This window comes from Hydrogenophaga sp. (assembly GCF_041913525.1).
Taxonomy (GTDB): domain Bacteria; phylum Pseudomonadota; class Gammaproteobacteria; order Burkholderiales; family Burkholderiaceae_C; genus Hydrogenophaga.
This window is the reverse complement of the sequence record NZ_JAYSFD010000002.1, coordinates 132,730-147,451: the sequence shown is the minus strand read 5'-3', so window position 1 is coordinate 147,451 and position 14,722 is coordinate 132,730. Positions and strand designations below refer to the sequence as shown.

Below are 14,722 nucleotides of genomic sequence, written 5' to 3'. Positions count from 1 at the left end.
GTCCACCCCTTAATCGGCCTCAACGTGCTCATCGTCACCCCGTCTGACCTCTCGTTGGCCTCAGCCGCCCCCGGCCCGGCCAGCGAATTCGCCTGGGCGCACTCGCCCGATGGCCAGCAGGTGGGCGACCACGGTGTGTGTGCCGCGTCGTTGATGCCGCGCGACGAAGACGTGGTGCTCGTGTTGCCCGCCAGTGCCCTCTCCTGGCACCGGGTGAGCGTGCCCAAGGTGGCGCCCGCCAAGCTGCGCGCGGTGCTCGAAGGCTTGCTGGAAGACCGGGTGCTGAGCGACGTGGCCGAGCTGCACCTGGCGCTGGAGCCCGGCGGCAAACCAGGCCAGACCCTTTGGGTGGCGGCCACCGACAGCGAACCCCTGCGTGCCTGGCTGCGCGTGCTGGACACGTCCGGCCGCCCCGTGAGTCGCATCGTGCCCAGCCTGTGGCCGCTCAAGCGGCCACAGGGCAGCGACCTGGGCAGCAGCCGCTCGCGCCTGTTTGATGAAGACGTGCCCGAGCCCTTGCACTGGGCGCACGCCGAGGGCGAGCAAGCCTGGCTGGACAGCACCAGCGTGCACGGCGTCAGCCGCCTGCCTCTGCGCGAGGGCAGCGACGCCCAGGCGGCCATCGCCGGGCTGGGCAGCCCCGACGGCTTGCCCGACAACGGCATTTGGCTGGCCGATCCGGCGGTGGCCGGTCTGGCCGAGCGGGTGCTGGCGCGCCGTTTCCAACTGGTGTCGTTCCCCGCGTGGCTGGTGCGCTGCGCCCAGGGCGACTGGAACCTGGCGCAATTCGACCTGAGTCTTTCGGTGGCCGCGCGGCGCCGCCAGCGCCTTCGTCGGCAGTGGCAGCAGTTCCGCAAGGCCCCTGCCTGGCGCCCCGCCCGCTGGGGCCTGGCAGCCCTGGTGGCAGCCAACCTCGTTGGTCTGAACACCGCCGCCTGGCACGAGCGGCGCCTGCTGGATCAGCAGCGCCAAGCCATCGAGCAAACCCTGCGCCAGACCTTCCCCGGGGTGCCGGTGGTGCTGGACGCGCCGGTGCAGATGCGCCGCGAACTCGTTCGCCTGCAACAGGCCAGTGGGCAACCGTCGCGGGCCGACCTGGAAGTCTTGCTGGCCGCGCTGGACCAGGCGGCGGGCGATGCCCCCATTGGCGCCACCCGCCTGCAGTTTCGCGCGGGCGCCTTGCAGCTCAGCGGCTGGCAGGCGCCCCCCGAGCGGGTTCAGGCCATCGCACAAGGCCTGAGCAGCAGCGGCTGGCGCGCCCGCGTCGACGGCGAACAACTCACGCTGGAGGCCGCTCAGCCATGAGCCAACCCCAACTGCTCAAGGCCCTGAGCCCGCTGCGCGACCGCCTCACACAGGCCATGGCGCGCCTGAACGCCCGTGAACGGCGGCTGGTGCAAATTGCTGCCTGGGTGGTGGGCCTGGGCCTGGTGTGGTGGCTGGGCGTGTCGCCCGCCTTGCAAACGCTGCGGCGGGCGCCGGAACGCCAAGCCCAGCTCAGCCAGCAACTGGCCGACGTGCAACGCATGGCCGCCACCGCCGCCACCTTGCGCGAGCAAGGCAATGCCCGCGTGCCGGCGCGCAACGAGGCGCTGGGTGCCTTGGAACGGGCCACCGCCAGCCTGGGCACCCAGGGACAACTCTCGGTGCTGGGCGACCGGGCCACGCTCACGCTGCGCAACGCCGACCCCACCGCGCTGGCCCAGTGGCTGGCGCAGGCAAGGCTCAACGCCCGCGTGAGCCCGGTGGAAACGCAGCTCACGCGCGAAGGCTCGGGCTGGAGTGGCAGCGTGGTGCTCAGCGGCCCGGGCCTGGCGGGCGAGTAAGGCCATGAACCCGCGCGCACCGAAACGACTGGCCTGGATCGGCGCCTGCCTGGGCCTGGCCATCGCCCTGCTGGCATTCGCCCCCGCGCGCTGGCTGGCCGACGCTGTCACGCGCGCCACCACCGGCCAGGTTCAGTTGGTCAATGCCCGGGGCACGGTGTGGTCAGGCTCGGCCGACCTGATGTTCACCGGTGGCGAGGGCAGCCGTGACCGCAGCGCGCTGCCCCAGGGCCTGCAATGGCGACTGGGCCTGGGCCTCGCGGGCGCCTGGCCGGCCCTGGCCCTGAACCTGCGCGCGCCGTGCTGCACGCCCGACCCGCTTGCCATTCGCCTGCGCCCGCACTGGGGCGGCGTCGAGTGGCACCTGGGCGCCAACCGCTCAGCCTGGCCGGCCGATTGGCTGGCCGGACTGGGCACGCCCTGGAACACCCTGGGCATCGACGGCCTGCTGCGCGTGGAGACCCAGGGCCTGGCACTGCGCACCGACCGGGGCCGCCTGAACCTGAGCGGCGCGCTGGTGATCGACGCGGTGGACCTGGGTTCGCGCCTGGCCCGCGTGCGCCCCCTGGGCAGCTATCGCAGCACCCTGCGTTCCACCGCTGACGGCAATTCCGCCACCCTCACCCTGGAAACCCTGCGCGGCGATCTGCGCCTGCAGGGGCAAGGCGAATGGGTGGGCGGGCGCCTGCGCTTCAACGGTTTCGGCGAGGCCGCGCCCGGCGCCGAGGCGGCCTTGACCAACCTGCTCAACATCATGGGCCGCCGCCAGGGCCCACGCTCGGTGTTTGCCATCGGTTAATGCCCACGGCACACCCCTCAAGATTTAGGATTCCTCCATGCAACCGCCCATCCAATCCGCCAGCCGCGCCACCTGGGGCTCGTCATGGGGCTCATCATGGAGCGCCTGTGCGCTGGCCTGCGCGCTGAGCCTTGGCCTGCCATCGCTCACCCTGGCCCAGACCAAGGCCAGCCCCAACGAGCCGGTGACGCTGAACTTCGTGGGCGCCGACATCGAGGCCGTGGCCCGCACCATGGCCACCCTCACCGGCCGCAACGTGGTGGTGGACCCGCGCGTGAAGGGCCAGATCACCCTGGCCACCGACCGGCCGGTGCTGCCCTCGGTGGCGCTCAACCAGTTCGGTGCCGCGCTGCGCCTGCAAGGCTTCACGCTGGTGGACACGGGCGGGCTCTACAAAATCGTGCCCGAGGCCGACGCCAAGCTGCAGGGCAACCCGGTGAACGCCGGCCCGGTCACCTCACTGGCCTCGGGCAACCAGATCGTCACGCAGATCTTCCGGCTCAACCACGAGTCGGCCAACAACCTGGTGCCGGTGCTGCGCCCCTTGATCGGGCCCAACAACACCATCAACGTCAACCCCGGCAACAACTCGCTGGTCATCACCGACTACGCCGACAACCTGCAGCGCATCGGGCGCATCATCGCCTCGCTGGACGTGGCAGGCGCCACCGACGTAGAGGTCATCCCGCTGCAGTACGCGATCGCGGCCGATCTGGTGCCCCTGATCAACCGCCTGATCGAACCCACGGCGGCCAGCGGCGGCACCGCGCAGCAAGGGGATGCCTCGTACAAGACCACCATCGTGGCCGAGCCGCGCAGCAACAGCCTGGTGCTGCGCGCGGCCAACCCGGCGCGCCTGGCGCTGGTGCGCTCGCTCGTGGCCCGGCTCGACCAACCCTCGGCCGCGGCCACCAGCGGCAACATCCACGTGGTGTACCTGAAGAACGCCGATGCGGTGTCGCTGGCGACCACGCTGCGCGCGGCCCTGGCCGGCGAAGGTGGCGGTGGTGGCGCGGGTGGCACAGGCGCCGCGCCCACGCGCACTTTGACGGCGGCCACCGCCACCGGCGCCGCCGGCAGCAGCCCGGCCACCACGCCGGTCAGCCCCAGCGCGGCGCCGTCCACGGGTGGGCAGATTCAGGCCGACCCGGCCACCAACTCGCTCATCATCACCGCGCCCGAGCCGCAGTACCGGCAGTTGCGCGCCGTGATCGACCAGCTCGACTCGCGCCGCGCCCAGGTGTACGTGGAGAGCCTGATCGCCGAGGTCAACGCCGACAAGGCGGCCGAGTTCGGCATTCAGTGGCAGGGCGCTTCGGGCAACTCGGGTGACCGCGTCATCGGCCTGCTGGGCACCAACTTCGGCACCGGCGGCAACAACATCATTGACCTGGCGCAGGGCAACACCACGCCCAACCCTGGCCTGAACATCGGCCTGGCGCGGCGCACCAACGGCGTGTACGTGCTGGGCTTCCTGGCGCGCTTCCTGCAGCAGAACGGCGAGGGCAACATCCTCTCCACCCCCAACCTGCTCACGCTGGACAACGAAGAAGCCAAGATCGTGATCGGCCAGAACGTGCCCTTCGTCACTGGCCAGTTCACCAACACCGGCAGCAACAACGGCTCGGTGAACCCCTTCCAGACCTTTGAGCGCAAGGACGTGGGCCTGACGCTGCGCGTGAAGCCGCAGATCAGCGAGAACGGCACCATCAAGATGACCATCTACCAAGAGGTCAGCGCGGTGCAGCCCAGCTCGGTGAACTCGGCCACCGGCATCATCACCAACAAGCGCAGCATCGAATCGACCGTGCTGGTGGACGACGGCTCGATCGTGGTGCTGGGCGGGCTGCTGCAAGACGAATACGCGGGCAACCAGGACAAGGTGCCCGGCCTGGGCGACGTGCCTTTGCTGGGCGGCCTGTTCCGCAGCGAGACGCGCAGCCGCAAGAAGACCAACCTGATGGTGTTTCTGCGTCCCGTGGTGCTGCGCGACTCGCGCGAGACCGCCACCCTGGCGCTGGACCGCTACGACCTGATGCGCGCCACGCAGCAACAGGCCCAGCCCACGCCCAGCCGCGCGCTGCCGATCAACGAATCGGGTGTGCTGCCCCAACTGGCGCCGCCGGGTTCGCTGTCGGCACCGGCGGGTTCAGGCGCTCCGGCGGCCCCGGCCACGACAACACCCGCGCCGCAATGAGGCCGCGCCCGTGAAGTACCCCCTGCCCTACGCCTTTGCGCGCGAAAACCTGTGGTTGCTGGAGCAGGCGCACGACGGCGCCCCCGCCACGCTGCTGGGCTGCCGCACGCCGGCGGCCGACGACGCCGCTCAGGCGCAGCGCCTGTCTGCCCTCTCGGAAATCCTGCGCTTGCACCCGGTGGACACCACCGTGTGGCTGGGCGCTGACGAGCTGAGCCAGCGCATCAGCGCGGCCTATTCCCAGGGCGAATCGAGCGCGGCGGCCGTGGTGAGCGAGGTGCAGAGCGACGCCGACCTCAGCCGCATGATGCAAGAGCTGCCGGCCATCGAGGACCTGCTGGAAACCGCCGACGACGCGCCCATCATCCGCATGCTCAACGCCCTGCTCACGCAGGCCGCGCGCGACGGCGCCAGCGACATTCACATCGAGCCCTACGAACGGCACTCCAGCGTGCGCTTCCGGGTGGACGGCACGTTGCGCGAGGTGGTGCAACCGCACCGCGCCTTGCACGCCGCCCTCATCTCGCGCCTGAAGATCATGGCCGAGCTGGACATCTCGGAAAAACGCCTGCCACAAGACGGCCGCATCAGCCTGCGCATCGGCACGCGGGCGGTGGACGTGCGCGTCTCCACCCTGCCCAGCGCGCATGGCGAGCGGGCCGTGCTGCGCCTGCTCGACAAGAGCGAGAGCAAGCTCGAACTGGAGGCCGTGGGCATGCAGGGCCAGGTGCTGGCGCGCTTCCAGAAGCTCATTGCGCAGCCGCACGGCATCATCCTGGTCACCGGCCCCACCGGCTCGGGCAAAACCACCACGCTATACGCGGCCCTGCAGCGGCTGGACGCCGGCACGCAGAACATCATGACGGTGGAAGACCCCATCGAGTACGAACTGGCGGGCGTGGGCCAGACGCAGATCAACGCCAAGATTGACCTGACGTTCGCCAAGGCCCTGCGCGCCATCCTGCGCCAAGACCCCGACGTGATCATGATTGGCGAGATCCGCGATTTCGAGACCGCGCAGATCGCCATCCAGGCCTCGCTCACTGGCCACTTGGTGCTGGCCACGCTGCACACCAACGATTCGGTGAGCGCCGTCACCCGCCTCACCGACATGGGCGTGGAGCCCTTTCTGCTGAGCTCGTCGCTCTTGGGCGTGCTGGCCCAGCGCCTGGTGCGCAAGCTGTGCACCGAGTGCCGGAGGCAAGACGAGCGCGGGCGCTGGCACGCCGTGGGCTGCGAGGCCTGCAACCAAACCGGCTACCGGGGCCGCACCGGCATTTACGAACTGCTGGTGGCCGACGAGAGCGTGCGCGCGCTGGTGCACTCGCGCGCCCCCGAGAGCCAACTGTTCGTGGCGGCCGAACGCGGCGGCATGACGACCATGCGCGCCGATGGACAGCGCCTGATCGACAGCGGCGTGACCACGGTCGAAGAGGTGATGTCGGTCACCCGCGACTGACGCCCAACCGAGCCCCCATGCCCGCCTACACCTTTGAAGCCCTGGACGCCCAGGGCGCCACGCAAAAAGGCCTGATCGACGCCGACACCGCCCGCGCCGCGCGCACCCAGTTGCGCGCGCGCGGCCTGGTGCCCCTGCAGGTAGAGCCGGCCGCCGCCAGCGCCGCCGGTGCCAGCGGTCAGGGCCTGCGCCGCGAGTTGTGGGCCTCCAAGACGTTCAACGCCACCGGGTTGATGGTGTGGACGCGCCAGCTCGCCGGCCTGGTGCTGGCCGGCATGCCGCTGGAGCGCGCACTCTCGGCCCTGACCGAAGAGGCCGAGGCCGATCGCCAGCGCCACCTGTGCGCCTCGCTGCGGGCCGAGGTGAGTGGCGGCACGGCCTTTGCCCGCGCGCTGGCGCAGTTCCCGCGCGAGTTCGACACCGCCTACACCGCCGTGATCGCCGCGGGCGAACAAAGTGGCCAACTGGGCACGGTGCTCAACCGCCTGGCCGATGACCTGGAGGCCCGCGAAGCCCTGAAGAACAAGCTGATCGGTGCCTCGCTGTACCCGGCCATCGTGTCGCTGATGGCGGTGGCCATCGTGATTTTTCTGGTGTCCTACGTGGTGCCGCAGGTGGCCAGCGTGTTCCAGGGCAAGGAGCGCGCGCTGCCCTGGTTGACGGTGGTGATGCTGGCCGTGAGCGCCGTGGTGCGCGACTGGGGCTGGGCCATGCTGCTGGCCTTGCTGGCCCTGGGCGGCGGCGTGGCCCTGGCCCGGCGCCAGCCTGACCTGCGCCTGCGCATGGACGCGGCCTGGCTCACCCTGCCCTTGGTGGGGCGACTGGCCCGGGGCTTCAACGCCGCGCGTTTTGCCGCCACGCTGGCCATGCTGGCCTCGGCCGGCGTGCCGATTCTGCGTGCGCTGCAGACCGCCGCCGACACCCTGAACAACCGCGCCATGAGGGCCGACGCACTGGACGCCCTGGTGCTGGTGCGCGAAGGCGCGCCACTGGCCTCTGCCCTGGCCAGCAAGAAACGCTTTCCGCCGCTGCTGAGCATGTTCGCCCGCCTGGGCGAGCAGACTGGTCAGTTGCCCGCCATGCTGCAGCGCGCGGCCGACCAGCTCTCGGCCGAGGTGCAGCGCCGCGCCATGCACCTGGCCACGGTGCTGGAGCCGCTGCTGATCGTGGGCATGGGCCTGGTGGTGATGCTGATCGTGCTGGCGGTGCTGATGCCCATCATTCAGCTCAACCAGCTGGTTCGGTGACCCCCCTGCGCCGCTTCGCGTCTTCCCCCCGGCGGGGGGACCACACCAGTGGCCCGGCGAAGCCGGTTCCACGGTGTGTGCGGGGTGACGTCACTTCGCGCCGGATGTGCCTGTGCTGCACCGACAACTGAACACCCTTCTCGGAGACTTCTGACATGCCCGCAACATTGGACGGTCAACTGGTGGTGGCGATTTCCTCGCGTGCCTTGTTTGACTTTGAGGAAGAGAACCGGGTGTTCGAGACCGGGGACGACCGGGCTTACATGAAGCTGCAACTGGAGCGGCTGGACCAGCCGGCCGAGCCGGGCGTGGCGTTTTCGCTGGTGCACAAGCTGCTGGCCTTCAACGATGAGCGGGCGCAGCGGGTGGAGGTGGTGATCTTGTCGCGCAACGACCCGGTCTCGGGCATGCGGGTGTTCCGCTCGGCCAAGCACTACGGCCTGCCCATCCTGCGCGGCGTGTTCACGCGCGGCGTGTCGCCCTGGCGTTACTTGCGCCCGCTGCGCGCCAACCTGTTCCTGTCCACCCACCTGGCCGACGTGCGCGCCGCCCTGGACGAAGGGGTGCCGGCGGCGCAGGTGTACCCGCACTCGGTGCGGGCCAGCGACGCCCATCCGCACGAGGTGCGCATTGCCTTCGACGGCGACGCGGTGCTGTTCTCCGACGAGGCCGAGCGGGTGTACCAATCGGAAGGGCTGTCGGCGTTTCAGGCGCATGAGGTGAGCAAGGCCGCGCTGCCGCTGGCGGGCGGGCCCTTCAAGCCACTGCTCGAAGCCCTGCACCGCCTGCAAAGCGAGGGCACGCCGGCCATGCGCATTCGCACCGCGCTGGTCACGGCGCGTAGCGCACCCGCGCACGAGCGCGCCATCCGCACGCTGATGAACTGGAACATCGACGTGGACGAGGCCATGTTCCTGGGCGGTCTGCCCAAGGGCGAGTTCCTGCGCGAGTTCGAGCCCGACTTTTTCTTTGACGACCAGACCGGCCACATCGAATCGGCCGCGCGCCACGTGCCCGCCGGCCACGTGGCCAGCGGCGTGGCCAACCACTGATCGCTTCTTGCCCCCAACGCCATGACCGACTCGCCCTCAAAACCGCAGCAGTTCATGCGCTTTGCGCGCCAGGTGGGCGCGCTCACCACGCCCTACTTCACCAGCGACGAAAAATGGAAGGCCCGCGCGCTGCTGGCCGCCATCGTGGCCCTGAACCTGGGCGCGGTGTACATGCTGGTGCTGCTCAACGACTGGAACCGCGTGTTCTACGACGCGCTGCAGAACAAAGACGCCGCCGTGTTCTGGCGCGAACTGGGGCGCTTTTGTTACCTGGCCTTCGCCTACATCCTGATCGCGGTGTACCGCTTCTACCTCACGCAACTGCTGGAGATGCGCTGGCGCGCGTGGATGACCACCCACTACCTGGACCGCTGGCTGCGCCACCAGCGCTTCTACCAAATGGAGCTGGCGCGTTTCGCGCGCGGCACCGACGCGCCGCCCGACAACCCCGACCAGCGCATCGCCGAGGACATGAACCTGTTCACCAGCTACTCGGTGGGCCTGTCGATGGGCCTGCTGAACGCGGCCGTCACGCTGGTGAGCTTCGTGGGCATTCTGTGGTCGCTCTCGGGCAGCTTCGCGTTCTCGCTGCAGGGGCAAGAGGTGGTGATTCCCGGCTTCATGGTGTGGATGGCGGTGCTGTATTGCCTGGCCGGCAGCGTGATCACGCACTACCTGGGGCGCGCGCAGATTGGCCTGAACTTTCGCCAGCAGCGCTTTGAGGCCGACTTCCGCCACCACCTGGTGCGGGTGCGCGAGTACAGCGAATCCATCGCGCTGGACCGGGGCGAGCCGGTGGAGCGGCGCCACCTGGGCGAGCGCTTCACCGAGGTGCTGCGCAACTACCTGCAACTGCTGCGCGCGCACAAGCGCCTGACCTGGTTCACCGTGGGCTTCGGGCAGGCGGCGGTGGTGTTTCCCTTCATCGTGGCGGCGCCGCGCTTCTTCAGCGGCGCCATTCAGTTGGGCGAGCTGATGCAGATCGCCTCGGCCTTCGGGCGCGTGCAAGACTCGCTGGCCTGGTTCGTGGACAACTACAGCACCCTGGCGGCCTGGCGCGCCACCACCGACCGCATCACCTCATTCGAGGCCAGCTTCGCCGCCCTGCCCGAGCCCACCCAGGCGGCCGACGCGCCCACGCCCAGCGACGACACGCTGGTGGTGGACGACCTGCACCTGAGCCTGCCCGGGGGCGTGGCCCTGCTCAGCGCGCAGGGCCTGGTGCTCAAGCCCGGCGACACGGTGCTGGTGCAAGGGCCGTCGGGCAGCGGCAAGTCCACCCTGTTCCGTGCCTTGGCGGGCATCTGGCCGTGGGCGCGGCGTCGCATTCGCCTGCCGCACGACTTCGCTGAGCAGGCCATGTTTTTGCCGCAACGGCCCTACTTCCCGGTGGGCAGCCTGCGCGATGCGCTGGCCTACCCCGAGAGCGCCGAGCGCTACACCGATGAGCAACTGCAGGCCGCCTTGCGCAACGCCCTGCTGCCCGATCTGGCCGCGCGGCTGGACGAGCACGACGCCTGGGGCCAGAAGCTATCGGGTGGCGAACAACAGCGCCTGTCGGTGGCGCGGGCACTGCTCAAACAACCGCGCTGGCTGTTCGCCGACGAGGCCACCAGCGCGCTCGACCCGCAGGCCGAGCAGGCCATCTATTCGCGGCTGCTCGACCTGGTGAAAGCGCGCCAAGGCGCGCTGGTGTCCATTGCCCACCGCCCCGCCTTGGCCGCGGTGCACGCCAGCACCTGGGCGCTGGTGCCTGGCCAGGCGGGACAAGGCCCTTACGTGGTGACCTCCAGCGGCAGCTGAACCTGCCGCCAGGCCTGCACCACCTCGCACCAGCCCCGGATGGTGGTGGCCAGGCCGTCACCGCTGACCTCATCCACCGCAGGCACCACCGACGCGAACAGCAGGCGGCTGCCGTCGTCGCTGAGGTGGAAGTGGCCGCAGAGATCGCCCATCCAGGCGGTCTGTTGCACGAGCAGGGCCTCCAGCACGACCTCGCGATGGGCGATGGGTAGGGGCCCGACGTCCAGGAAGAAGGCCACGCCGTCGAAAGGTCGATCGACCGGCCGGGCACTGAGCCAGACGCCGTTGGTGTGGACCAGCTCGCCCCGCGACAAGGCGCCAGGATCGGAGAGGCTCAGGTGGGCAGCCGCTTGGCCGCACAGTGCTTCAAATTGCGTTGCGTTCATCAGGCATTCCTTTGAATGGGTGTGATGGCCAGGCCTCAACCCTGACCATTGACCCTGGTGGGCGAGTCTGAGTCGCTGGTCTCCGAGACTGGAGCCGTGATCGCCGTCAACGCCACCTCCAGGTCGGCGGTGGTATCGGCATCGCCCTGCGCGCTACGGGTCAAGGCGGTCAGTTCTAGGGCTGTCTGCTGGAGGCTTTGGACGAAATCCCCGGCGGACGCCAACTCGTCGGCCGATGCGCTGTCCGACGCCGTCTCTGAGCCGCTCTCGGACCCACTCTCTGATCGCTCCTCAGACCGAACCCTCATTTCTTCCTCCGATGCGCCCTCCGGGTCGTCAAGAGACTCCACCCGCGTGTCCGTCTCAGATGAGGCCCCCGACGGTTCGTCTTCGGGCGGGTGATCGCCAGAGGCGATCACGGACGGCATGGTCACGGTCGTGCTGGAGGGCACAGGCGGGGTGGTCATCGTCGAGCAACTTCCCGCCAGCCGCTCCACCAGCCCGATGCCGGCATGAATGACGTGCTGGTACAGCGGATCAAACAAGACGTTGCGGGTGTTCCAACCCAGAATGGCCACCAGGGCGGTGGTGCCGGAGGCGGCGGCGTGCGGTTGCAGCGCGTGGCCGATCTGAGACGGCGTCAGGGTCACGTCCGCCGGCGTGACGGGCTGCACCCAGTACCGGCGCGCCTCTGCGTAACGGGCCTGCGCGGCACCGCCAGCCGTGGCCGCCACCCCAGCCACATTCGCTGCGTTGGCGGCATTGGCCGCCAAGACCTTGGCTGCCTCGAGAGAAGCGCCTATCGCCCGGCTGGTCGCGATGGACATCGCCGTCACCGGCATGAGGGCACTCGCGTAGCCCAGGTACTTGGACACGCCGCGCACCACCGAAGGCGAGCCATCGGTCCAGGTTGCCCCGACCGTGTGACCCGTGCGCCCTGTCACCACCCGACCGACGTCCAACACAGCACGGCTGATCGCGCCTGTGGCCGAGGTCAGCGCCCGAATGTCGTCCTGCGTCCGGGCTTTGCGTGTGCCCACTTCCTTGCTCAAGGCCTTGTACTCCTTGCACAGGTCCCGACACTGTTTGAGAAGATCCTTCAAGGCAACCCGGGTCTTTGTATCTGGCAGGTCTTGCGCCTTCAGTGCGTTTTTCAGCCGAGTCCTCAAACGCCGAAGTGCGTCCAGCACGAGATACGCTCCGGCCAACCGAGATTCATCCAGCGTCAGCTCAATCAGCTTGGGCGTGCTCTTGTCGTCGAGATAGGCGTCGTTGGTTGGATCGGTGGGCCCCACCCCTTGCACCATGGGGCGAATCCAGTCTTGCAGCAGGAACATGAAGTACATGGCGAACAAGCCTGCGCAGGTGTGGACGGCGGCATCGACCACCCTGGTGATGACCTGACCTGTGCTGCTGAGGCCGAAGAGTGCGGGCCACATGGTGTTGAGGCAGCCCGTGACACCGTTCAGAAAGGTGAACGTGTGAACCGGCAACTCATCGGACACCAGAATGCGAGCCAGCATGGCCGCCACCACCTTGTAGCGCTGAGCCTTGGTGTAAGGCGAGCCTTTTAAGGCAGCCTCCACCTCAGCCTTGGGTCTGGCCGGGTCGATGATGGGATCGACCCCCGAGGCAATGAAGAGCGGCTTGCCGGTCACGGTGCCGGGCCTGCCCTGCTCGCGCCAGACCACGGCGTTGAGGGCGCGGTCCATCTCCAAGGCGAACTTGGGCGCCAGGGCGGCATGGGCACCAGCCACGTTGGCGCGCATGTACAAGGCATGGGCCGTCATGAAGGCGGCGTATTGGCGGGAATCTTCCGACGGCACGTTGGGACCGAAGTTGCGCAACGCCGCGCCCATGGGATCCCCTGTGATGGCTTGGGTCAAGGGGACCACCAGGGCGTTGACCAGGGCCGCCAAGGCCGCGCTCCCCGCGGGCCCTGTGAACACCAGGCCAATGCCGGTCGCGGCGGTGAGCCACTTGCCCAGGAAAAAGGTCACGAGGTACATGGCCGTCGAGGCGCCCAGGGAATTGAGCAAGCCAGGACTGCTGACACCCGGCACCGGCGTCACCTGGGCTTTTGCCTTGGCATTGGCGAGGATGGTGTCGATGTCCTCATCGTTCAGGGCAAGATGGTGCAGGTATCGCCTGGCACGCCCCAAGGCCGCAAGATCGTCTGCGTGACGGTCGACATCGTAGGGCGGGGTCGCGCAGACGGCTTTCAAGTCGGTAGCCGCAATCCGGTTGGCCCATTGCAGCTGGGCCTCGTTCGCTTGGTCAAGATAGATGCGGACCAGCTCCTTGAGAGGTTGGGGAGGGTGATCGTCCGGTTCGTCTTGCGAATCGCCGATAGCGCTGCCAGTGGGATCGCCCCCCAATCCCGGGCCCTTGCCCTCAGAGCTGCAGATGCGGATCGTCCGGTCGGTGCCCGGGCTTGTCGGGTCGTCAGGCGTGCTGGCTTCGTGGCTACCGGAATCGCTCGAGCCCTGTCCAAACTCCAAGTCTGTCCACGTCTCCGGTTCCTTGCCCTTGCCGCTGCCCTCGCTGCGGTCTTGTTGCTGGTCGTCAGGAAAGATTTCCATGGTGCCTCCAGAAGCTGGGTGTCAAGGCGCCGTGGCCGTGCCAGACCGGTCCACCACGAGCAGGTCGGCGAACGCCTCGGTTCGCCACACGTGCACCTGCTCCACCAGGCGGGTGAGCACAGTCGCCAAGGCCTGGGGATCGCTGGCGGCGCGCAGTGGCAGGTTGACGCACCACATCAGTCGGTCGTTAACCGGGTCCAGAACAAAATGGGCCCACAGCGCCAGTTGATCTTGACCCTGCAGCTGCAGGGCCTTCATGAAGCAGGTCTCCCGCTTGCCTTCTGCCAGCGCGCCCACTTCCAGCAGCGCCAGCACGTAGTTGTCCGCCCAGCCCGCGCACATCAGCTCCACCTCGACACCGCCGATCACGGCCGGAAACCCAACGCCCAGGGCGTCCACTTCGTTCAGCCCAAACCGGGCGGACACCTGCTCGCAGATGTCATCCAGAACCAGAGGGTTCATGACTCAGCTCCTCATCGTGAGGGCGCCACACCGTGCGGCACCTTGTCAGGGGATGAGTGAGGGCTGAATGGGTGGACGCTGCGCGCGGCGCCACCCTGGGCTTGCGCACCCCAGGCCAGGCCCGCACCGGCGACGGCGACGGCGCGAAGCGAGTGCAGCGGGGGCCGATATCGAGCGCCCCGCCAAGGGGCACCCGCAGGGATTAGCGCTGGGCCTGGTGCGCGGCCCAGCCCTGCGCGCGAAGTTGGCAGGCGGGGCATTCGCCACACCCATAACCCCAGGCGTGGCGGTGGGTGCGGTCACCCAGGTAGCAGGTGTGGCTGTGCTCCACGATCAGGTCCACCAGGGCTTGGCCGCCCAGGGCATGGGCCATCTGCCAGGTGGCGGCCTTGTCGATCCACATCAGCGGCGTGTCGATGCGCAGGCGCGTGTCCATGCCCAGCGAAAGCGCCACCTGCATGGCCTTCATGGTGTCGTCGCGGCAGTCGGGGTAGCCCGAGTAGTCGGTCTCGCACACGCCAGTGACCAACACGCTCAGGCCACGGCGGTAGGCCAGAGCCGCCGCGAGCGTGAGGAACAGCAGGTTGCGCCCGGGCACGAAGGTGTTGGGCAGGCCGCTGGCCTCCATGCGGATGGCAGTGTCGCGGGTGAGCGAGGTTTCGCTTACCTCGCCCAGCACGCCCACGTCAAGCAGGTGGTCGTCGCCCAGGCGCGGGGCCCAGCGGGGAAATTCGCGCCGGATCTCGCTCAGCACGGTGGTGCGCACATTCAGTTCAACGCGGTGGCGCTGGCCGTAGTCGAAGCCGAGGGTCTCGACGTGCTCGAAGCGCGTGAGCGCATCGGCCAGGCAGGTGGTGGAGTCCTGGCCACCAGAGAAAAGGACAAGAGCGCGGGTGTGGGTGGTCATGG

12 protein-coding genes are annotated in these 14,722 nt (G+C 68.8%); 8 read left to right on the top strand and 4 right to left on the bottom strand.

What is annotated here, in order from left to right:
* The first annotated feature begins 24 nt into the window (after positions 1-24).
* The 8 genes from gspL (at position 25) to ACE3RQ_RS03490 (ending at position 10,383) form a co-directional block, all read left to right on the top strand.
* Positions 25-1,305: a type II secretion system protein GspL gene (gene gspL, locus ACE3RQ_RS03525; protein WP_374519978.1), complete on the top strand. Its 1,281-nt coding sequence runs from the start codon at positions 25-27 to the stop codon at positions 1,303-1,305.
* Entirely contained in the window at positions 1,302-1,826 is a 525-nt protein-coding gene (gspM, locus tag ACE3RQ_RS03520; RefSeq protein WP_374519976.1) for a type II secretion system protein GspM, read from the top strand. Before gspL ends, gspM begins: the two co-directional genes overlap by 4 nt.
* Positions 1,827-1,830: 4 nt before the next feature.
* Entirely contained in the window at positions 1,831-2,625 is a 795-nt protein-coding gene (gene gspN / locus ACE3RQ_RS03515; RefSeq protein ID WP_374519974.1) for a type II secretion system protein N, read from the top strand.
* A gap of 37 nt (positions 2,626-2,662) precedes the next feature.
* Complete coding sequence (gene gspD / locus ACE3RQ_RS03510; RefSeq protein WP_374519972.1) at positions 2,663-4,822, top strand: type II secretion system secretin GspD; 2,160 nt, start codon at positions 2,663-2,665, stop codon at positions 4,820-4,822.
* Between the two features lie 10 nt (positions 4,823-4,832).
* A complete protein-coding gene (gene gspE / locus ACE3RQ_RS03505; protein WP_374519970.1) occupies positions 4,833-6,281 on the top strand; it encodes a type II secretion system ATPase GspE in 1,449 nt (482 codons plus the stop codon).
* Positions 6,282-6,298: 17 nt separating this feature from the next.
* Positions 6,299-7,528 carry a type II secretion system inner membrane protein GspF gene (gene gspF / locus ACE3RQ_RS03500; RefSeq protein ID WP_374519968.1) on the top strand — a complete coding sequence of 410 codons (1,230 nt, stop codon included), beginning with the start codon at positions 6,299-6,301 and terminating at the stop codon, positions 7,526-7,528.
* 155 nt (positions 7,529-7,683) lie between these two features.
* A complete protein-coding gene (locus ACE3RQ_RS03495) occupies positions 7,684-8,580 on the top strand; it encodes a 5'-nucleotidase (protein ID WP_374519966.1) in 897 nt (298 codons plus the stop codon).
* 21 nt (positions 8,581-8,601) lie between these two features.
* A complete protein-coding gene (locus ACE3RQ_RS03490) occupies positions 8,602-10,383 on the top strand; it encodes an ABC transporter ATP-binding protein/permease (RefSeq protein WP_374519964.1) in 1,782 nt (593 codons plus the stop codon).
* On the opposite strand, the gene ACE3RQ_RS03485 is transcribed toward ACE3RQ_RS03490, so the two are convergent.
* From ACE3RQ_RS03485 to queC, 4 genes are all read right to left on the bottom strand, one after another.
* A complete protein-coding gene (locus ACE3RQ_RS03485) occupies positions 10,356-10,769 on the bottom strand; it encodes a hypothetical protein (protein WP_374519962.1) in 414 nt (137 codons plus the stop codon). The genes ACE3RQ_RS03490 and ACE3RQ_RS03485 overlap by 28 nt on opposite strands.
* 35 nt (positions 10,770-10,804) lie before the next feature.
* Positions 10,805-13,351 carry a hypothetical protein gene (locus ACE3RQ_RS03480; protein WP_374519960.1) on the bottom strand — a complete coding sequence of 849 codons (2,547 nt, stop codon included), beginning with the start codon at positions 13,349-13,351 and terminating at the stop codon, positions 10,805-10,807.
* 21 nt (positions 13,352-13,372) lie between these two features.
* Positions 13,373-13,813, bottom strand: coding sequence for a hypothetical protein (locus ACE3RQ_RS03475; protein WP_374519958.1), 441 nt, complete (start codon positions 13,811-13,813; stop codon positions 13,373-13,375).
* A gap of 202 nt (positions 13,814-14,015) precedes the next feature.
* Positions 14,016-14,720, bottom strand: a complete 705-nt coding sequence (queC, locus tag ACE3RQ_RS03470) for a 7-cyano-7-deazaguanine synthase QueC (protein WP_374519957.1) — start codon at positions 14,718-14,720, stop codon at positions 14,016-14,018.
* Between the last annotated feature and the right edge of the window lie 2 nt (positions 14,721-14,722).

Coding starts and splice junctions, on each gene's coding strand:
- gspN (WP_374519974.1), top strand. CDS start 1,831: ATGAACCCGCGCGCACCGAAACGACTGGCCTGGATCGGCGCCTGCCTG.
- ACE3RQ_RS03480 (WP_374519960.1), bottom strand. CDS start 13,351: ATGGAAATCTTTCCTGACGACCAGCAACAAGACCGCAGCGAGGGCAGC.
- ACE3RQ_RS03495 (WP_374519966.1), top strand. CDS start 7,684: ATGCCCGCAACATTGGACGGTCAACTGGTGGTGGCGATTTCCTCGCGT.
- gspM (WP_374519976.1), top strand. CDS start 1,302: ATGAGCCAACCCCAACTGCTCAAGGCCCTGAGCCCGCTGCGCGACCGC.
- ACE3RQ_RS03485 (WP_374519962.1), bottom strand. CDS start 10,769: ATGAACGCAACGCAATTTGAAGCACTGTGCGGCCAAGCGGCTGCCCAC.
- ACE3RQ_RS03475 (WP_374519958.1), bottom strand. CDS start 13,813: ATGAACCCTCTGGTTCTGGATGACATCTGCGAGCAGGTGTCCGCCCGG.
- ACE3RQ_RS03490 (WP_374519964.1), top strand. CDS start 8,602: ATGACCGACTCGCCCTCAAAACCGCAGCAGTTCATGCGCTTTGCGCGC.
- queC (WP_374519957.1), bottom strand. CDS start 14,720: ATGACCACCCACACCCGCGCTCTTGTCCTTTTCTCTGGTGGCCAGGAC.
- gspD (WP_374519972.1), top strand. CDS start 2,663: ATGCAACCGCCCATCCAATCCGCCAGCCGCGCCACCTGGGGCTCGTCA.
- gspF (WP_374519968.1), top strand. CDS start 6,299: ATGCCCGCCTACACCTTTGAAGCCCTGGACGCCCAGGGCGCCACGCAA.